This window comes from Limnohabitans sp. Hippo4 (assembly GCF_003063605.1).
Taxonomy (GTDB): domain Bacteria; phylum Pseudomonadota; class Gammaproteobacteria; order Burkholderiales; family Burkholderiaceae_C; genus Limnohabitans_A.
This window is the reverse complement of sequence record NZ_NESE01000003.1, coordinates 149,964-169,448: the sequence shown is the minus strand read 5'-3', so window position 1 is coordinate 169,448 and position 19,485 is coordinate 149,964. Positions and strand designations below refer to the sequence as shown.

The 19,485-nt window shown below is 54.1% G+C and carries 17 protein-coding genes; 11 read left to right on the top strand and 6 right to left on the bottom strand.

Annotated features, from left to right (window positions below):
* Window positions 1-4 precede the first annotated feature (4 nt).
* From B9Z46_RS09865 to B9Z46_RS09830, 8 genes are all read left to right on the top strand, one after another.
* Window positions 5-817 (top strand): DUF4886 domain-containing protein, encoded by an 813-nt coding sequence (locus B9Z46_RS09865; RefSeq protein ID WP_108256105.1) that lies wholly within the window; start codon window positions 5-7, stop codon window positions 815-817.
* Between the two features lie 12 nt (window positions 818-829).
* Window positions 830-1,597, top strand: coding sequence for a DUF3047 domain-containing protein (locus tag B9Z46_RS09860; RefSeq protein ID WP_108256103.1), 768 nt, complete (start codon window positions 830-832; stop codon window positions 1,595-1,597).
* A 105-nt stretch (window positions 1,598-1,702) separates the two neighbouring features.
* On the top strand, window positions 1,703-2,806 hold the full coding sequence (locus B9Z46_RS09855) for a porin (protein ID WP_108256101.1): 1,104 nt from the start codon (window positions 1,703-1,705) through the stop codon (window positions 2,804-2,806).
* Window positions 2,807-2,957: 151 nt separating this feature from the next.
* Window positions 2,958-3,938, top strand: a complete 981-nt coding sequence (locus B9Z46_RS09850) for an ABC transporter permease (RefSeq protein ID WP_055359755.1) — start codon at window positions 2,958-2,960, stop codon at window positions 3,936-3,938.
* A 2-nt stretch (window positions 3,939-3,940) separates the two neighbouring features.
* Complete coding sequence (locus B9Z46_RS09845; RefSeq protein ID WP_108256099.1) at window positions 3,941-5,227, top strand: M20 aminoacylase family protein; 1,287 nt, start codon at window positions 3,941-3,943, stop codon at window positions 5,225-5,227.
* A 42-nt stretch (window positions 5,228-5,269) separates the two neighbouring features.
* The gene (locus B9Z46_RS09840; protein ID WP_055359757.1) at window positions 5,270-6,181 is read left to right on the top strand and encodes an ABC transporter permease; all 912 of its coding nucleotides are present in this window, start codon (window positions 5,270-5,272) and stop codon (window positions 6,179-6,181) included.
* A gap of 25 nt (window positions 6,182-6,206) precedes the next feature.
* A complete protein-coding gene (locus B9Z46_RS09835) occupies window positions 6,207-7,205 on the top strand; it encodes an ABC transporter ATP-binding protein (protein ID WP_055359758.1) in 999 nt (332 codons plus the stop codon).
* A complete protein-coding gene (locus B9Z46_RS09830; RefSeq protein WP_108256097.1) occupies window positions 7,202-8,221 on the top strand; it encodes an ABC transporter ATP-binding protein in 1,020 nt (339 codons plus the stop codon). Before B9Z46_RS09835 ends, B9Z46_RS09830 begins: the two co-directional genes overlap by 4 nt.
* A gap of 86 nt (window positions 8,222-8,307) precedes the next feature.
* Here the strand turns inward: B9Z46_RS09830 and B9Z46_RS09825 are convergent, their stop codons facing one another.
* Window positions 8,308-9,900 carry an ABC transporter substrate-binding protein gene (locus B9Z46_RS09825; protein ID WP_108256095.1) on the bottom strand — a complete coding sequence of 531 codons (1,593 nt, stop codon included), beginning with the start codon at window positions 9,898-9,900 and terminating at the stop codon, window positions 8,308-8,310.
* A 146-nt stretch (window positions 9,901-10,046) separates the two neighbouring features.
* Between B9Z46_RS09825 and B9Z46_RS09820 the strand changes: the two genes are divergently transcribed.
* Window positions 10,047-11,285 (top strand): amidohydrolase family protein, encoded by a 1,239-nt coding sequence (locus tag B9Z46_RS09820; protein ID WP_108256093.1) that lies wholly within the window; start codon window positions 10,047-10,049, stop codon window positions 11,283-11,285.
* 4 nt (window positions 11,286-11,289) lie between these two features.
* Here the strand turns inward: B9Z46_RS09820 and B9Z46_RS09815 are convergent, their stop codons facing one another.
* Both B9Z46_RS09815 and zwf read right to left on the bottom strand, forming a co-directional pair.
* Window positions 11,290-12,135: a MurR/RpiR family transcriptional regulator gene (locus B9Z46_RS09815; protein ID WP_055359762.1), complete on the bottom strand. Its 846-nt coding sequence runs from the start codon at window positions 12,133-12,135 to the stop codon at window positions 11,290-11,292.
* 3 nt (window positions 12,136-12,138) lie between these two features.
* Complete coding sequence (gene zwf / locus B9Z46_RS09810) at window positions 12,139-13,608, bottom strand: glucose-6-phosphate dehydrogenase (RefSeq protein ID WP_108256091.1); 1,470 nt, start codon at window positions 13,606-13,608, stop codon at window positions 12,139-12,141.
* A gap of 80 nt (window positions 13,609-13,688) precedes the next feature.
* On the opposite strand from zwf, the gene tal reads away from it, so the two are divergent.
* Both tal and pgi read left to right on the top strand, forming a co-directional pair.
* A complete protein-coding gene (gene tal, locus B9Z46_RS09805) occupies window positions 13,689-14,645 on the top strand; it encodes a transaldolase (protein WP_108256089.1) in 957 nt (318 codons plus the stop codon).
* Between the two features lie 9 nt (window positions 14,646-14,654).
* Complete coding sequence (pgi, locus tag B9Z46_RS09800; protein ID WP_108256087.1) at window positions 14,655-16,208, top strand: glucose-6-phosphate isomerase; 1,554 nt, start codon at window positions 14,655-14,657, stop codon at window positions 16,206-16,208.
* Window positions 16,209-16,245: 37 nt separating this feature from the next.
* On the opposite strand, the gene B9Z46_RS09795 is transcribed toward pgi, so the two are convergent.
* The 3 genes from B9Z46_RS09795 to groES form a co-directional block, all read right to left on the bottom strand.
* A complete protein-coding gene (locus B9Z46_RS09795; RefSeq protein WP_055359766.1) occupies window positions 16,246-17,217 on the bottom strand; it encodes a plastocyanin/azurin family copper-binding protein in 972 nt (323 codons plus the stop codon).
* A gap of 156 nt (window positions 17,218-17,373) precedes the next feature.
* Window positions 17,374-19,020, bottom strand: coding sequence for a chaperonin GroEL (groL, locus tag B9Z46_RS09790; protein ID WP_055359767.1), 1,647 nt, complete (start codon window positions 19,018-19,020; stop codon window positions 17,374-17,376).
* 83 nt (window positions 19,021-19,103) lie between these two features.
* Window positions 19,104-19,391, bottom strand: coding sequence for a co-chaperone GroES (gene groES, locus B9Z46_RS09785; protein WP_108256085.1), 288 nt, complete (start codon window positions 19,389-19,391; stop codon window positions 19,104-19,106).
* Between the last annotated feature and the right edge of the window lie 94 nt (window positions 19,392-19,485).

The following is a 19,485-nucleotide window of genomic DNA, read 5'->3' as shown; positions in this document are numbered from 1 at the left end:
TTGAATGGCTTTTCAAGCAATGAAAAATTCATTGAAATGTTTTGTGCTTTGGCTGGTGTTGGGATGTTCGCTTGGCGCATCGGTATCTTTTGCTAAGACGCTCAACATCAAGCCGATCAACAACGCCAGTCCAGAGCGTGTCTTGTTTGTTGGCAACAGTTACTACTATTACAACAACAGCCTTCACAACCACGTCTCTTACCTTGTCGAAGCCGCTGAACCTGCATTGGGCGCGCGTTTGCAATTCAAGTCGTCCACCATTGGTGGTGCTGCGCTCAATCACCACAACATGGCACACCTCATCGAGCCGGGTCGCATTGGTGTGTCGCAGCCGTTTGAATGGGTGGTGATGCAAGGCGGCAGTGGTGAGCCACTCTCGCCGCGTCGACGTGAGATTTTTCGCCAGACGGCAGCCCTCAATGCGGATTTGATTCGTGCCAAAGGTGGGCAAGTGGCGCTTTACATGACGCATGCCTATGTCAAGCCACACCGTCAATTCAACCCCCAAAACATCGTGGCCACAGAATCGATGTACGTCGATGTGGGCAACGAAATTGGTGCCTTGGTCATTCCCGTGGGCTTGGCTTTTGAGGAGGCGTATCGCCGCTTTCCAGATTTGAAGTTTCACAATCGCGATGGGACACACCCATCATTGCTGGGCACTTACCTGGCGGCTTGCACCACATTTGCCGCTTTGTATGGCCGCTCGCCCGTGGGCAATGTGTACCGTGCAGATGGCCTTATTGATGAAGGGCTGGCAACCCAGCTTCAACAAGTTGCACAGGATGTTGTGACACAATTCTTTCAACGCAACTGAAACGCTGTGAACATGACTTTGCCCTTTGGTACTCGTTTGGCTTGGGCCCTGTGCCTTGGCGTCACGGTGTGGGCCTTGCAGGGCTGTGGCAGCTTGCCTCTTCCAGGAAAATCAGTCGCTGTCAGCAATCAAACCGCTTGGCAGCCCGAAGACCAATTGAAGTGGGACGCCGTCAAACTCCCAGGCAAAGTATCGACGCAATATTCTGTGGTGCGCTTGAGCAATCGCAGTGCCTTGCAGGCCAATGCGCAATCTTCGGCCAGCATGCTGCGGAAAGATTTGCACATTGAACCCGAACAATTGGGTGTCTTGAGTTTTTCTTGGCAAATCAAAAAATTGATAGACGGTGCTGACATGGCACAACGAGATCATGACGACTCGCCTGTTCGCCTTGTGTTGGCCTTTGATGGTGATCGAAGTCAGTTTTCTGCCAAAAACGCCATGCTGAGTGAGCTGTCTCATGTGATGTCGGGACGTCCCATGCCGTATGCCACCCTGATGTATGTGTGGTGCAACCATCGGCCGGTTGAGTCGGTCATTCAAAACCCTCGAACCGATCGAATTCAAAAAATTGTCGTCGAGTCGGGGTCGCAGCGCTTGAACCAGTGGTTGACCTATGAACGCAATATTCGTGAAGACTATGAAAAAGCATTCGGTGAACCGCCCGGGGCGCTGATTGGCATTGGCTTGATGACCGACAGCGACAACACGCGCAGCCACGCGCAATCTTGGTATGGGCCGGTGCAGTTGATTCGGGCCAAGGGAAAACCCGCGTTGTAGGCCATACACACACATTGCGTGTGGTTGGGTTCCTGAGGTTACGCTAGCGCTTGCAAATTGCGTTGATTTTTGACGCTGCATCAACCTCATTTTTTAAACATCCCAATGAACTCAAAAGTCCCCTTTGTATTGACCGCACTGTGTGCCTCCGTTGGCATTGCCCAAGCTCAAAGCGTTGAACTGTTTGGCGTACTCGACGTCGCTTACCTCAGCACCACAGCCACCGGCAGCCCCAAAGTGGTGTCTTTGTCGACAGACAGCAATACCTCAAGTCGCATTGGTTTCCGTGGCAATGAAGACTTGGGTGGCGGCATGCGCGCCAGCTTCTGGCTTGAGGCTGCACACTCGCCAGACAACGGTCTGGGCAGTGGCGCCAATGCCAACAACCAGTCATCGGGACAGGTGTCTTCTCCTGCAGGCACGCAAGGTTTGACGTTTGGCCGTCGTTCAACGGTCAGTCTGACTGGCAACACATGGGGTGAAGTTCGTTTGGGCCGTGACTACGTGCCCAGCTTCAACAACTTGACAGTGTCCATGCACCCGTTTGGCACCAACGGTGTGGGCAATGCCGGTCAGCTGTTTTACCCATTGGCGGCCAATGGCACCACTGCTCGTACCAGCGTGCGCGCCTCCAACTCCATTGGCTACATTTTGCCTTCCAACCTCAATGGTTTCACCGGCCACGTGATGTACGCCATGGGTGAAAACGCTTCCGACCTGTACAACGCAGACGACGGCAAGCACATGGGCTTTCGTTTGGGTTACCGCAACGGTCCTTGGAACATGGCCTACGCTTCAGGCACCACCAAGTACACCACCGCAGCCAAAGTGGCCAATGACTTCGAGCAAACGAACTTTGCCATCAACTACCAAATGGGCGCAGCCAAGTTGATGTACTTGACCAATGTGAACAAAATTGGCGCAACCAAGACCCAAACTGACATGTACGGCACACAGTACAACGTCAGCTCTGGCCAAGTTCGATTTGCCTACACCCAGCTCAAAGCCACAGGCGTGGGCAATGACGCAACACAGTGGGCCTTGGGTTATGTTCACGACTTGTCCAAGCGCACTGCTTTGTTCACCAACTACGCCACAGTTCGCAACTTGAATGGCGGCAAGCAATTCACAGTGGGCAGCGGCAACAACGTCACCACAGCCGGTGGCTCCAGCACAGGTTACGAGTTTGGCGTTCGCCACAACTTCTAATCCAAGCGCTTTTCCATCCCAAAAGGCCACTGAATTATCAGTGGCCTTTTTTTATCTGCTACCCTGCATGACTGCCCCAAAGTGGGGAATCCCCTCTGGTCAAATCAGGCCTGTTTGTTGCATAGTTCAGGGTTCGAATTAAGGGAATTGAATGTTTGCATTTGTCATTCAACGCCTGATCCAGGCAGTCATGGTCATGGTTTCGGTGGCGTTCATCGCATTTTTGCTGTTCCAGTATGTGGGCGACCCCGTGTTGTTCATTTTGGGCCAAGACGCCACCGCTGACCAAATTACAGCGCTGCGCAAAGATTTGGGCTTAGACCAGCCCTTTGTGGTGCAGTTTTGGCACTTTTTGCTCAATGCCGCACAGGGCGAATTTGGCATCAGCCTGCGCCAAGGCGCCAAAGTGTCCCAACTCATTGCAGATCGCTTTCCAGCCACCTTAGAGTTGGCTGTTTTGGCCGCCGGCATGGCCTTGTTGATTGGCATTCCCATGGGCGTTTATGCCGCCCTGCGCCGCGGTACCTTTGGCAGCCAGCTGCTCATGACCCTGTCTTTGCTGGGCGTGTCGTTGCCCACTTTCCTCATTGGTATTTTGTTGATTTTGTTTTTCGCGGTCTTGTTGGGCTGGTTCCCAAGTTTTGGCCGTGGCGATGTCGTCAAAATTGGTTGGTGGAGCACAGGCTTGCTCACGGCCAAAGGTTGGCACCACATCATCTTGCCAGCCCTCACGCTCACGGTGTTTCAGTTGACCCTCATCATGCGTTTGGTGCGCGCTGAAATGTTGGAAGTGTTGCGCACCGATTACATCAAGTTTGCGCGTGCACGTGGCTTGTCCAACCGGGCTATTCACTTTGGTCATGCACTTAAAAACACCCTGGTGCCTGTGATGACCATCACCGGTTTGCAATTGGGTGGCCTCATTGCCTTTGCCATCATCACGGAGACGGTGTTTCAGTGGCCCGGCATGGGCTTGTTGTTCATTCAAGCGGTGACCTTTGCCGACATTCCGGTCATGGCGGCGTACCTGTGTTTGATTGCGTTGATTTTTGTGGTCATCAATTTGATTGTGGACTTGCTGTACTTTTTGGTGGACCCCCGGTTGCGCGTTGGTAAGGCGGGAGGGCACTGAGCATGTTGCGCAACAGCTCACATGACCTGAGTGCAGCCGACGCGGCCCTTCAAGGCGCTTCTTTGAAAAATGCCTTGGCCCAAGGTCGCGCCTTTGCACACATTGCCAAATTCCACCCCGAGCTCACAGCGTTCCGGCGTGACCTCCATGCCAACCCCGAGTTGGGCTTTGAAGAAATTTACACCTCGAGCCGTGTGGTTGAAGCGCTGAAAGTTTCTGGTGTCGACGCCATTCACACAGGCATCGGCAAAACAGGCGTGGTGGCCTTGGTGCATGGCCAAGGTCGCAATGCACAAAACCCAGGGCGCATGATTGGTTTGCGCGCCGACATGGATGCGCTGCCCTTACCCGAGCACAACGACAGTTTGTGGAAATCCAAAAATTCAGGCCTGATGCATGCCTGTGGTCACGATGGCCACACGGCGATGTTGTTGGGTGCGGCCCGCTACTTGGCCGAGACACGTCAGTTTGACGGCACCGCCGTGCTGATTTTTCAGCCAGGCGAAGAAGGCTACGCGGGTGCACGCGCCATGATGGAAGATGGTTTGTTCGACCGCTTTCCTTGCGAACAGGTGTATGCACAGCATAACTCGCCCGACACACCCTTAGGCGTCATTGGCGTCACACCAGGCCCCATGCAAGCCGCAGCCGATACCATTCGCATTCACATCACCGGCAAGGGCGGTCATGGTGCCAGACCGCATCAAGCGGTGGATCCTGTGCTGGTAGCGGCGCACATCATCACCGCGGCGCAAAGCATTGTGGCCCGCAACCTGTCTGCGTTTGATCAAGCAGTCATCAGCATTTGCTCGATGCAAGCAGGCAACCCGGGGGCCTCCAGCGTCATCCCTGGCGAGGCCACTTTGGTGGGCACCGTGCGCACTTACAACGAAGCGGTTCAGCAAACCATTGAGGACCGCTTGCGCCATTTGTGCGAATCGGTGGCGCATGGCTTTGGTGCCACGGCGCAACTCACCTACAAGCGCGGTTATCCGGCCACCGTCAACACGGTGCCCGAGGCCAACTTTGCGGCCGATGTGGCCACCACCTTGGTGGGCGCCGACCGCGTTTGGCGCAACATGCCACCCAGCATGGGGGCGGAAGATTTTTCGTTCATGTTGCAGGCCAAGCCGGGTGCGTATTTGCGCGTGGGTCAAGGCGCCATCGATGGCCCTGGCCCTCACCCTTTGCACAACAGTCGCTACGATTTCAACGATGCCATCTTACCTTTAGGGGCAGCGTTGCATGCCAGCTTGGTGGAGCATGCGCTGCCACTGTCTGGCGTTTAACACTTGGCCACGAAGACCCTCATTCAGAAAGATTCAGACGGCATGTCCAATCCCATTTCCCGTTGGCTCAACAGCGATGTTGGCTACAGTTTCAAGCATTCCAAAACAGCCATGTCGGCGGCTTTGATTGCCTTCATCTTTATTTTTTGCGCGTTGTTTGCCAAGTGGGTTGCGCCTTACAACCCCTTCGATGCCGCCAGTCTAGACCTCATGGATGCCCGTTTGCCCCCCGCATGGTCGGCGGAAGGAAGTGTCAAGTATTTGCTAGGCACGGATGACCAAGGCCGCGACATTTTGTCGGCTTTGATGTACGGCACGCGAATCTCGTTGGTGGTGGGCTTTGCTTCCGTCTTTGTGTCCTTGTTGGTGGGTGTCACCTTGGGCCTGTTGGCGGGCTTTCGAGGCGGCTGGTTGGATGCCTTCCTCATGCGCTTGTGCGATGTGATGCTCTCCTTCCCGGCCATCTTGGTGGCCTTGCTGATTGCGGGTGTTGGACGTGCACTGTTTCCAGATGCCGATGACTCATTGGCCTTTGGCGTGCTCATCATTTCAATTTCACTCACCGGGTGGGTGCAATATGCGCGCACCGTTCGAGGCACCACCTTGGTCGAACGCAACAAAGAATATGTTCAAGCGGCCCGCGTTACTGGGGTTGCACCCCTTCGCATCATGATCCGTCATGTACTGCCTAACGTGCTGGGCCCAGTGATGGTTCTGGCCACCATTCAAGTGGCCACTGCCATCATCACCGAAGCGACTCTGTCATTCTTGGGCGTCGGTGTGCCGCCTACCTCGCCATCGCTGGGCACACTGATTCGCATTGGCAATGACTTTTTGTTTTCCGGTGAATGGTGGATCACCATTTTCCCAGGCGTGACCTTGGTCCTCATTGCCTTGTCTGTGAACTTGTTGGGCGATTGGCTGCGCGATGCCTTGAACCCTCGTTTGCGTTGAGCCCTCATTTCTTTGACTGGTTGTCATGAGTCTTCTACAAGTTAAAAATTTGGTCGTGGAGTTTCCAAGTCGGCATGGCACCTTGCGTGCGCTGGACGAAATTTCATTTGAAATTGCCCCTGGTGAAATCTTGGGTGTGGTGGGCGAGTCGGGTGCGGGCAAGTCCCTCACCGGTGCGTCCATCATTGGTTTGCTTGAACCACCAGGTCGTGTGGCCGGCGGTGAAATCTTGCTCCAAGGTCAGCGCATCGACAATTTGAACAACGACCAAATGCGCAGCATTCGGGGTCGCAAAATTGGGGCCATTTTTCAAGACCCGCTCACCTCACTGAACCCTTTGTATTCGGTGGGCAAGCAACTGACTGAAACCATTCAGGCGCATTTGCCTGTGTCTGATCAGGAAGCGCGTCAACGCGCCATCGCTTTGTTGCAAGACACCGGCATTCCTGCCGCGGCAGAGCGCATTGACCACTATCCCCATCAGTTTTCGGGCGGCATGCGTCAGCGCGTGGTGATTGCCTTGGCCTTGGCGGCCGAACCCCAACTGATTGTGGCGGACGAGCCCACCACGGCATTGGACGTTTCCATCCAAGCGCAGATCATCAGCTTGCTTAAAAACATTTGCAAACAGCGCGGCGCCGCCGTGATGCTGATCACGCACGACATGGGCGTCATTGCTGAAACCTGCGACCGTGTGGCGGTGATGTATGCCGGCCGCATTGTGGAAGTTGGGCCTGTGCATCAGGTGATCAATCACCCAGAGCATCCGTACACCGCAGGCCTGATGGCATCGATTCCCGACATGGAAGTCGACCGCGAGCGCTTGAACCAAATCGATGGCGCCATGCCGCGATTGAATGCCATCCCCCAAGGGTGTGCCTTCAACCCTCGTTGCCCCCAAGCTTTTGATCGGTGCAGACAAGAAAGGCCTGAGTTGACTCAAGTGAACAAGTTCGACCACAGTGGTCAGACGCATGTTGCGTGCTGGTTGCAAAGCGAAGTGAGCGCGGAGGCGGTGCGATGAGCCAGCACAATGCTTCTTCAAACCAGCAGCCCTTGGTGGTCGCGCACGACTTGGCCAAAACCTTTGACGTCTCTGCGCCTTGGCTCAGTCGGGTGATTGAACGCAAACCGCGTCAACTGCTGAAGGCGGTTGATGGCGTGAGCTTTGAAATTGAACGCGGCAAAACACTGGCCTTGGTGGGTGAGTCCGGTTGTGGCAAAAGCACGGTGGCGCGCTTGTTGGTGGGTTTGTATGAGCCAACCCGCGGTGGCCTCACCTTTGACGGAGAGGACGCACATGCAGCGTTCAAATCCGACAACGCCAAAGCCATGCGCAAACGCATTCAGATGATTTTCCAAGACCCTTATGCCAGTTTGAACCCGCGCTGGAAAGTGGAAGACATCATTGGTGAGCCTCTCAAAGAACACGGTCTGATTCACGATGAGCAAGAACTGAAAGCCCGTGTGGCTGAGTTGTTGCAATCCGTGGGTTTGTCTGCCCTTGACATGGTGAAGTACCCCCATCAATTCTCTGGCGGTCAACGTCAGCGCATTTCGATTGCGCGCGCATTGGCCACAGCGCCAGAGTTTTTGGTGTGCGATGAACCCACCTCTGCGTTGGATGTGAGTGTGCAGGCGCAAGTGCTCAACATCATGAAAGATTTGCAGCGCGAACGGGGCCTGACCTATTTGTTCATCTCGCATAACTTGGCGGTGGTGCGCCATGTGAGCGACAACGTGGGCGTGATGTATTTGGGGCAGTTGGTGGAATTGGCCGATAAGCACAGCTTGTTCAGCAACCCGCAACATCCCTACACGCGCATGTTGCTCGATGCCATTCCCAAGATGAAAGACACTGGCCGTGCGCGGACCCCCGTGCAAGGCGAGGTGCCCAATCCGCTCAACCCACCACCCGGCTGCAGCTTCAACCCCCGTTGCCCCTTGGCCAATGAGCGCTGCAGAACGGAGAGCCCTGTTTTGAAAAACATCAAGGGTATCAAGATTGCGTGCCATGCGGTGGAAGAAGGGCGACACTGAAGCCCATTCGGTCGCTTCTTCGCGACTTCAGCAGGCATAAAAAAAGACGTTCCGAGGAACGTCTTTTTCATGGAAGAAACTGAAGGTCAGTTGACAGTCACGTAATACATTTTGGGCGCATCATTTGAATTGTGCGTCATGGTGACGTTTTTCTTCATGGCCCATGGGCGCATCTGGTGGTGCAAGGGGATGTACAACACTTCGTCGCGCGTGATGGTCAAGGCTTCCTTGATCATGGCATCGCGCTTGGACTTGTCGAGTTCTGTTTTCATGGCTTCAATCAAGGCGTCAACGCGTGTGTTGCTCACTTTGGAGAAGTTGAAACTGCCATCAGGACCTGAAGTACGGGTCATGACCAATGATTGCAAAGAGTACTGTGCGTCATAGGTGGCCACGCCCCAACCCAGCAAGTAAGCGCTGGTGTCGAAGTTTTGGATCTTGGAAATGAAAGGACCAAAGTTGATGGCGTTCAGCTTGGCTTTCACACCAATCTTGGCCCACATGTTGACCACAGCTTGGCAAACTTCTTCGTCGTTAACGTAGCGGTTGTTAGGGCAGTCAAGTGTGAACTCCAGACCGTTGGGGTAACCCGCATCGGCCAACAATTTCTTAGCACCTTCTACGTCGGCAGGACCTGTTTTGTCCATGTCGGCGTTGTAACCGTTCACGCCAGGGGCAATGATGAGGCTGGCTGGAACAGACATACCGCGCATGATGCTGCGCTGAATGGCGGTCCGGTCAATGGCCATGCTCAAGGCTTTGCGAACGCGAACATCTTTGAAGAAGTTTTTGCCTTTGGGCGCGTATTTCAACTCGTCGCTGCCCAAATCAAAGCCGAAGAAGATGGTACGAACTTCAGGACCATCGAGCACAGACAAGGTAGGTGTGTTGCGCAAGCGTGCAACGTCTTGTGTGGGCAGGTCGGTGACGGCATCGACGTTACCCGCCAACAATGCAGCAATGCGTGTGGGGTCTGACTTGATGGGGGTGTAGATGATGTCGGTCACGTTGCCTTGCAACTTGTCCCACCAAGACTTGTTGGCCGTCAAAACCACACGTTGGTCGGGCGCCCACTCTTTGATGATGTAGGGGCCAGTGCCGTTGGTGTTGGTGGAGGCGAACGTAATTTCTTTGGCTTTGTAGTCTTGAATTTTCTCAGACTTGTTTTTCACCGACCATGATTTGCTCATGATGTAGAAAGTGGTGAAGTTGTTGAACAGTGTGGGGTTGGGTTTGTCCAAGATCACGTCCACTGTGTGGTCGTCAACCTTTTTCATTTCTTTCACACCCGCCACATAAATCTGCATGGTGCCTTGAGGTTGGCGAATGCGATCAAAGGAGAACACCACATCGTCTGCCGTGAAGGCAGAACCGTCGTTGAACTTGACGTTCTTGCGCAAATTGAAACGCACGGTGGTGGGGTTGATGTTGGACCAGCTGGTGGCCAATGAGGGCTCTACTTTGTAGTTCTTGTCGTAGCGCACCAAACCTTCGTAGGTATGACCCACGATGTTGTTAGTGGTTGCGTGATTTTGTGAATGGGGGTCGAGCGTCAAGATGTCGTTTTGAGCGGCCCATTTGAATTCGACGGCCTGTGCGCTGGTAGCGCCAAGCAGGGCTGCCGACATGCCTATCGCCAGCGTCAGCAGGCGTGAGGTTTTGAGGAAGCGTTGGTACATGCTAAATCCTGTCTAAGTTAAATGACCAGTTCATTCTAGGGGACGCTAGGGACATTTCGCAAGGACCATCAGGGTTAATGCCGAGGGCGACAAACTCAGGCATTCTGAGTTTTAATGTGGTTTTTAAATGTCTGGGTGAATGTCCTATGAGCGCCATCTTGTTTCAATCCGCCAACGTCTTGGATGTCGAGTCTTTGACCTTGAAGTCCAATCAAGACGTTTGGGTCGAAAACGGGCTGATCAAATCCGTGGTGCTGCATCAGCCCGATGTGTTCATTGCCGACAGCACCAAAGTGGTGAAGGCGCAAGGCAAAACCTTGATGCCTGGTTTGATTGATTGCCACGTGCACGTGATTGCGGCGCACCTGAACCTCAATATCACCGCCAACCAGCCCAATGTGTTTGCCACTTTGCGCGCCTTGCCCATCATGAAGGGCATGCTGATGCGCGGCTTTACCACCGTGCGTGATGCGGGCGGTGGTGATTGGAATTTGGCGGAGGCCACACGCACTGACATGGTGGAAGGTCCGCGTATCTTTGCCGCGGGGCGCGCATTGTCGCAAACCGGTGGCCATGGCGATGGCCGTCCGCGCAGTGATGTGATCGAGCCTTGTGGTTGCTCCAGTCGTGTGGGCGCATTGGCGCGCGTGGTGGATGGTGTGGACAACGTGCGATTGGCTGTGCGCGAAGAAATCATGAAGGGTGCCAACCAGATCAAGATCATGGCCTCTGGTGGTGTGGCTTCACCCAACGACCCCATTCATTACCTGGGCTATTCCGAAGCTGAAATTCGCGCCATTGTGGACGAGGCCGAGCATGCCGGTACGTATGTCATGGCCCATGCCTACACGCCCAAAGCCATTCACCGCGCTGTGGACTATGGTGTGCGCAGCATTGAGCACGGCAACTTGATCGACGTGTCAACCGCGCAGTTCATGGCCGACCAGCAAGCCTACATGGTGCCGACCCTGATTACTTACGAGGCTTTGGCCAATGAAGGTGCCAGCCTAGGCTTGCCTGCGGTGTCGGTGGCCAAAATTGAAACCGTGCGAAGTCAAGGTCAAAAGGCTTTGGAGATCTTGGCCAAAGCCGGCGTCAAGATGGCTTTGGGCACCGATTTGTTGGGCGAGTCACATCGCCATCAATCGGAAGAATTGCGAATTCGCGCTGATATTTTGGGCAACGGCGCCGCGTTGCAACAGGCCACGCTCAATGCCGCAGACCTGATCAACATGACAGGCCAATTGGGTGTGGTGAAAGCTGGGGCCATTGCCGACTTGTTGCTGGTCGATGGCAATCCTTTGAACGACATGTCTTGCTTGTTGGGCCAAGGCGATCACATTCAAGCCATCATGAAAGATGGCAAGTTTTACAAGCACACCTAAAGCGTCAGGTGTAGCGCTTACTGCGCAAATTGTGTTTCATCTCGCGCAGGGCGGGCTGCAATGACTCGCCAATGCGCAGCGCCACGGTGGTGGCCAAAATGTCAATGATCAACAAGTGCAACAACCTTGAGACCATGGGGCTGTAGCGGTCGTAACTTTCTGGGTGATCGGCGGTGAGGTGAATGTGACCTGCAGTGGCCAAGGGTGAGCCACTGGCCGTGATCACAATGGTGGTGGCGCCGCGCTTGCGTGCAATGTCGCAGGCGTCCATCAAATCGCGCGTACGGCCTGAGTTGGAGATCACCACCACGCAATCGCCTTTGCCCAACATCGAGGCGCTCATCACTTGCATATGACCGTCGCTGTAGGCGATGGTGTTCATGCCCAAGCGAAAGAATTTGTGCTGTGCATCTTGTGCCACGATGCCAGAATTACCGACTCCATAAAACTCAATGCGCTTACCGGTGGCATGTGTTTCGGCCAAGGCTTGTGCGGCTTGGTCGAGGGCAAAAGACGACGCATCGTTGCGGTACTTCAAAAATGCCGCCACCGTGTTGTCGATGACCTTCACCGCCACGTCACTGGTTTTGTCGTCTGCGTCCACGCTGCGGTGGATGAACGGTACGCCTTCGCTGACGCTACCCGCCAGCTTCAATTTGAAATCCGACAGACCGTCGTAGCCCACACTTCTGCAAAATCGAACCACGGTGGGTTTGCTGACGTGCGCACGATCGGCCAATTCCGTGACGGGTAAATTGGCGAACGCACGGGGATCTTGCAAAACCAATTTGCCAACGCGTTGCTCGGCAGGGGCGAGGGAGGGCAGTGAGGCTTTGATTCGGTCTAACATGGTTTAAGTTTCTTCCGACCAGCAAAAGCCGTCCCGCGCAATCATGGCACTTGAAGCGCTGGGGCCCCAAGTGCCTGCTGCATAAGGACGGGGGCCTTGGGTGTCCGCAGCCCAGTGTTGCAAAATAGGTTCAACCCAGCGCCAAGCTTCTTCTTGCTCGTCGCTGCGCACAAACAAATTCAATCGCCCATCGAGCACATCCAGCAACAAACGCTCGTAGGCACCCACGCGTTCGCTGCCAAAACGTTTGTCAAAGTCCAAGTCCAAATGCACAGGGCTGAGTGCCCCTGACGTTGTGTGACCGGACTTGATGCGTTTGTGTTGGCCTTCAGCGAACAAGTGCAATTCCAAACCGTCTTTGGGTTGCAGGTGAATGATGAGCTTGTTCACGCCACCCGATGGGGCTTGAAAAATGGCATGCGGCGTCGGTCTGAAATTGATCTCAATGTAGGCTTCGCGAGAAGCCAAGCGTTTGCCAGTGCGAATGTAAAAAGGCACGCCAGCCCAACGCCAGTTGGCAATTTCGGTTCGCAGTGCCACAAAAGTTTCGGTGCTGCTGTTGGGGTTCACGCCCGATTCTTCGGTGTAGCCCGGAACTGCTTGACCGTGCACATTGCCTGCGCTGTATTGGCCGCGCACCACGTGTTGACCCAGTGTTTCAGCCGTCCAGGGTTTGAGGGCGCGCAAGACTTTGAGCTTTTCATCGCGAATGGCATCGGCGTGCGCATTGATGGGGGGCTCCATGGCAATGGCGCACAACAATTGCAGCGCATGGTTTTGCACCATGTCGCGCAGTGCACCGGTGTTTTCATAGAACGCGCCGCGTTTTTCAACGCCCAGTTCTTCGGCAATGGTGATTTGAATGTTGGCAATGTGCTCGCGGCGCCACAAGGGCTCAAACAAGGCATTGCCAAAACGCATGGCAAACAGGTTTTGAACTGATGGTTTGCCCAGGTAATGATCGATGCGGAAGATTTGGTGCTCTTCAAAGACCTGGCGCACGCTTTTGTTGATGGCGCGGTTGGATTTGAGGTCGTGGCCCAAGGGTTTTTCTAAAACAATGCGCGTTTTGGGCGTGTTGAGTTGGGCTGCGGCCAGTTGCTCGCAAACGGTATTGAACAAGCTGGGGGCTGTGGCGAGGTACATCACCACATGGTCGGTTTGACGCTCGGCCAGACGGCCGGCCAATTTGGCGTAATCGGCTGGATTGGACAAGTCCACACGCTCGTAATGGAGCATGGCTTTGAAGCGGGCAAATTCTTCGTCGTTGGGGCGCTTGGCGCCCTCGACTTGCTCAAAACGTGACTGAATGAGGGTGCGATACTGTTCATCGCTCATGGCATCGCGTGCGACGCCAATGATGCGGCCGCCTTCGGGCAGGGTGCCGTGGCGAAATGCTTGAAAAAGGGCGGGCATTAATTTGCGCCAAACCAGGTCGCCAGTGCCGCCAAAAAAGACTAAATCGAAAGACATGTTTATTTGTTACATAAAAATGAGTTTGTAATGTAACTTTGTTTCATCGATAATTCAAGCCTTGTTTTAAATTTTTTGATATGAACCAACTCGACGCCCTCAAATCTCATACCACCGTAGTGGCTGACACCGGTGATTTCAAACAGCTGGCCCAGTTCCAGCCGCAAGATGCGACCACCAACCCTTCCTTGATCTTGAAGGCGGTGCAAAAACCAGAATATGCGCCATTGCTGTCCGAGTCTGTGGCCGCACACAAGGAGCAGCCGCTCGATGTGGTGATGGACCATTTGTTGGTGCGCTTTGGTTGCGAAATTTTGAAGACCATTCCTGGCCGCGTGTCGACCGAAGTTGATGCACGATTGAGCTTTGACACAGCCGGTACCTTGGCGCGTGCGCGCCGATTGATGAGCCTGTATGAGGCGCAGGGCATTACACGTGATCGCGTGTTGATCAAAATTGCCGCCACTTGGGAGGGCATTCAAGCGGCCGCCGAGTTGGAGCGTGAAGGCATTCACACCAACCTCACGCTGTTGTTCTCCTTTGCGCAAGCGGTGGCCTGTGGTCAAGCCAAAGTACAACTGATCTCGCCCTTTGTGGGCCGCATTTATGACTGGTACAAAAAGACAGCGGGCGCAGCTTGGGACGAAGCGGCAAGTGCTGGCGCCAACGATCCTGGCGTGAAGTCTGTGCGTACCATCTACAACTACTATAAGAAGAATGGCATTGCCACTGAGGTGATGGGCGCCAGCTTCCGCAACGTCGGCCAGATTGTGGCTTTGGCAGGTTGCGACTTGCTCACCATCAGTCCCGACTTGTTGGCCTTGTTGGCCGCCAATGACAAGGCCTTGACACCTGCACTGGACGCGCAAGCGGCCAAAGGCATGGACTTGCCTTTGGTGCAATACAACGAAGCGAGTTTCCGTTTTGCGTTGAACGAAGACGCGATGGCCACAGAGAAATTGGCGGAAGGCATTCGTGCTTTCTGTGTCGATGCCATCAAGTTAGAAGGCTTGATGTTGGCTGCGCAAAAGGCATAAAGGACCGCAATGCGAGGAGATCAAACAGCCGCTTGGCAGGGCCTGAGCGAACTGGCCAAGGCGTTTTCTGGATTTGATTTGCGCGATGCGTTTGCAGCCGATGCAAAGCGTGCGTCGCATTTCAGTCAAGAAGCGCCAGGCGTGTTTGCTGATCTGTCGAAGAACCATTGGGATGCCAAGGTTGAATCGCAATTGTTGGCTTTGGCGGCGCAAGCCGGTGTGTTGACGCATCGCGATCGCATGTTCCAAGGTGAGGCCATCAACAACACTGAGCAACGCGCTGTGATGCATTGGTTGTTGCGCCATCCTGCTGAAGGTGCCGATGCGCAAGCGCTGCCTGCACCGGTCAAGGCAGCGTTGAACGATGTGCACCAAACTTTGAATGCGATGCTGTCGTATGCCGAGAAAATTCGCTTGGACACGCAGATCACCGATGTTGTGAACATCGGCATTGGCGGCTCAGATTTGGGGCCGCAAATGGCGGTGATGGCTTTGCAGTCTTATGCGCTGCAGGGCAAGCGTTTTCACTTTGTGTCCAATGTGGATGGTCATGAGCTTGATGCGGTTTTGAAGGGCTTGAAGTCAGAGAACACTTTGTTCTTGGTGGCCTCTAAAACCTTCACCACGTTGGAAACCATGACCAATGCTTTGTCGGCCAAGCGATGGTTTGAAGCGCAAGGCGGCACCGATGTGGCGCGTCACTTTGCGGCGCTAACCACGAATGTAGAAGCCGCAGGCAAATTTGGCATTCAAACTTGTTTTGGTTTTTGGGATTGGGTGGGCGGACGATACTCTTTGTGGTCGGCCATCGGTTTGCCTTTGGCCATTGCGATTGGCGGTGATAAGTTCCGTGAGTTTTTGGCGGGCGCGCATGCCATGGACCAGCATTTTCTACATGCCGATGCTGCGCAGAACTTGCCAATTCGTTTGGGCTTGTTGGATGTTTGGTATCGCAACTTTTTGCACTACACCAGCCGGTGCATTGCGCCGTATCACAGCGCCCTGAAACGTTTTGCGCCTTACTTGCAGCAGCTCGAGATGGAAAGCAACGGCAAGCAAGTGGACCATGCGGGACAAGCTTTGCCTTATGGCACGTCACCCGTGTTGTGGGGCGAGCCTGGTACCAACGGGCAGCATGCTTTTTTCCAAATGCTGCACCAAGGAACCGATGTGGTGCCGCTGGAGTTTGTGGCGGTGAAAAATGCCACGCATGCGTTGCCCGATCACCAAGCGTTGTTGTTGTCCAACGTGCTGGCGCAAGCGCAAGCTTTGATGGTGGGCAAGTCGGATGCAGGGGGTCACAAAAACTTTGCAGGCAATAGGCCCAGTACCTTCATCTTGCTGGAAGGCTTAACGCCTTTCAATTTGGGCGCCTTGATTGCCTTGCAAGAACACCGCGTCTTTGTGAGCGGTGCAGTGTGGGGTATCAACAGTTTTGACCAATGGGGTGTCGAGTTGGGCAAAGTGTTGGCCAAAGACATTCATGCTCGCTTTGAATCGGGTGATGTTGCCGGGCTAGATGCCTCTACAGCCCAATTGCTGCAAAGGGTTCGCGCAGCTTGAATTTGAACAGGGCCAGACATTTCTGGCCCAGCTTTCTTCAGTGCTTGTGGCTACTGTGATCGTGTTCGTTGACGGGTTTTTTCGTTTGCGCTGATGGCGTTGTTGCCCCCTTGTCCTGCACAATCACTTGCCCCTTCATACCGGCTTCAAAATGACCTGGGATGAGGCAGGCCATCTGCAAAGTTTGAGCTTGGTCGAACTTGATCACCCATTCTTTGGTTTCGCCTGGTTTGACGCTCAGTGCCAGCAAGTCATTGCCAGAAGCGTGATCGTGCCCGCCTGAGTGCCCTGGCGATTGTTTCATCTCAACCGCGTGGGCTTGGAGCGCGGCTTCAGAGCCCAAGACCATTTCATGCGGCAATTTACCGCTGTTGTGCACCACCAATTTGAGCGTTTCACCCGCTGCAACTTGCAACAGATCGGGTGTGAAGCGCATCGTGTCGTTCATGTCGACTTGGAGTGTGCGATCGATCACCATTGCGCTGTGCATGGGTGTGCTGTCGGGCGCACTGTGTGTGTCATGCGCGTCTTCTGCGCCATGTGCATGACCACCAGCCGCCCATTCTGGGTTGCGCTCGAAGGCTTGATAAGCGGCCCAACTGCTGGCGCAAACCGCAAGCCCCAAGCTCAATGAATACACGATCAATGCGCGTTGCATGCGCATTTTGAGTGTGAACATCAGCGCCAAAATAGAAATGGCGAATCCTAATGGCACCACCCACGCACTGCGCGCAGGCGAGTCAGGAAAATGTTGTAGTCCGCCTGTGAAGAAGCCTAAACCAATGGACAGCAACGTGCCCACCCAAAGTGATTCAATCAAACTTTGCGTGTTGTTTTGACTGCGGTGCTCCATCCATGCGCCGGCCACAAAAAGGACGATGCCTATTGCTGCAGTCCAGAGGGAACGTTCGCCACTGAAGAAACCATGGTTCACTGCGCCGGAAATAAAGCTGATGCCCGAATATTTGAGCAGCATGGCGCTGTGTTGAATTTGAAAGCTTGCGGTCATGGGTGTTTGATTACCTGATAAGAAGTTAAGTAATTCACGAGCTCATCTTAGATGACTTGTTTTGAGAATGCGCGGTCGAAAAAAAACCCCGCAATTTCTTGCGGGGTTTCTTGTGCGAGGTCAAAGGTCTGTGCAGACCCTTGAGGCAGCGGGCAATTACATGCCCATGCCGCCCATACCACCCATGCCGCCCATGTCAGGCATGCCACCGGCAGGTGCGTCGTCTTTCGGTGCTTCTGAAACCATGCACTCTGTGGTCAACATCAAAGAAGCCACGGATGCTGCGTTTTGCAAAGCTGTGCGTGTTACTTTGGTGGGGTCCAAAATGCCCATTTCAATCATGTCACCGTAGGTGTCGTTGGCAGCGTTGAAGCCGTAGTTGCCTTTGCCGGCCATCACAGCGTTCACCACCACAGATGGCTCGCCACCTGCGTTGTACACGATCTCGCGCAAAGGCGCTTCGATGGCTTTCAACACCAGCTTGATACCAGCGTCTTGGTCAGCGTTGTCGCCTTTGATGGCGCCAGCGTTTTGACGAGCGCGCAACAAGGCAACGCCACCGCCAGCCACAATGCCTTCTTCCACAGCAGCGCGAGTAGCGTGCAATGCGTCTTCAACACGGGCTTTCTTTTCTTTCATTTCGACTTCGGTGGCTGCGCCAACCTTGATCACGGCAACACCGCCAGCCAACTTGGCCACGCGCTCTTGCAGTTTTTCACGGTCGTAGTCAGAAGTGGCTTCTTCGATTTGAACGCGGATTTGTTTCACACGTGCTTCGATGTCGCCAGCTGCGCCTGCACCGTCGATGATGATGGTGTTTTCTTTGCCCACTTCGATGCGTTTGGCTTGACCCAAGTCTGCCAATGTCACTTTTTCGAGTGTCAGGCCCACTTCTTCAGCGATCACTTTACCGCCGGTCAAGATCGCGATGTCTTCCAACATGGCTTTGCGACGATCACCGAAGCCAGGAGCTTTCACAGCCACAACCTTCAAGATACCGCGAATGGTGTTGACCACCAAAGTTGCCAAGGCTTCGCCTTCAACTTCTTCAGCAATGATCAACAAAGGACGGCCAGCTTTTGCAACGGCTTCCAATGTAGGCAACAAGTCACGGATGTTGCTGATTTTCTTGTCGAACAACAACACGAAGGGGTTGTCGAGCAAAGCAGCTTGCTTCTCGGGGTTGTTGATGAAGTAGGGTGACAGGTAGCCACGGTCGAATTGCATGCCTTCAACGATGTCGAGTTCGTTGTCGAGTGACTTGCCGTCTTCAACAGTGATCACGCCTTCTTTGCCCACTTTGTCCATGGCTTTAGCAATGATCTCGCCAATGCTGTGGTCGCTGTTGGCAGAAATAGAACCAACTTGAGCGATTTCTTTGGTGGTTGTAGTGGCCTTAGTGGCTTTCTTCAACTCTTCGATCAAGGCTGTGACAGCTTTGTCGATACCGCGCTTCAAGTCCATGGGGTTCATGCCGGCGGCAACGTACTTCATGCCTTCGCGAACGATGGCTTGTGCCAACACGGTAGCAGTTGTTGTACCGTCACCAGCGTTGTCAGAAGTCTTGGAAGCAACTTCCTTGACCATCTGGGCACCCATGTTTTGCAACTTGTCTTTGAGTTCGATTTCCTTGGCCACGGACACACCGTCCTTGGTCACTGTGGGGGCGCCGAAAGAGCGCTCGAGCACCACATTGCGACCCTTAGGGCCCAAAGTCACTTTGACCGCATTGGCCAAAATGTTCACGCCTTCAACCATGCGTGCGCGGGCTTCGCCGCCGAAAATTACGTCTTTTGCTGCCATTTTTAGCTCCTAAATTCAATTAATCAGTTGAGGACAGAGCGGTCATGCGCTTCGCGCGTTGGCCGATCAGTCCCGCAAAATATTCATTCCACGACCGCGAACAGGTCTTCTTCTTTCATGACCAACAGCTCATCGCCAGCTACCTTGACGGTTTGGCCGCTGTATTTGCCGAACAACACGCGGTCGCCGACTTTCACATTCATGGCCAACACTTCGCCTTTGTCGGTGCGCTTGCCTGGGCCCACAGCCAAGACTTCACCTTGATCAGGCTTTTCAGCAGCTGCATCAGGGATCACGATGCCAGAGGCAGTTTTGGTTTCGCTTTCGACACGTTTAACGATCACGCGATCGCCGAGAGGACGTAGTTTCATTGCATCTCCTAAATATGAAACAAGGTTAAAAACAAAAAGTACTCAATAATTGAATACTTTAGGGTTCATTGGAGGGTGCTGAGTTGTTAGCACT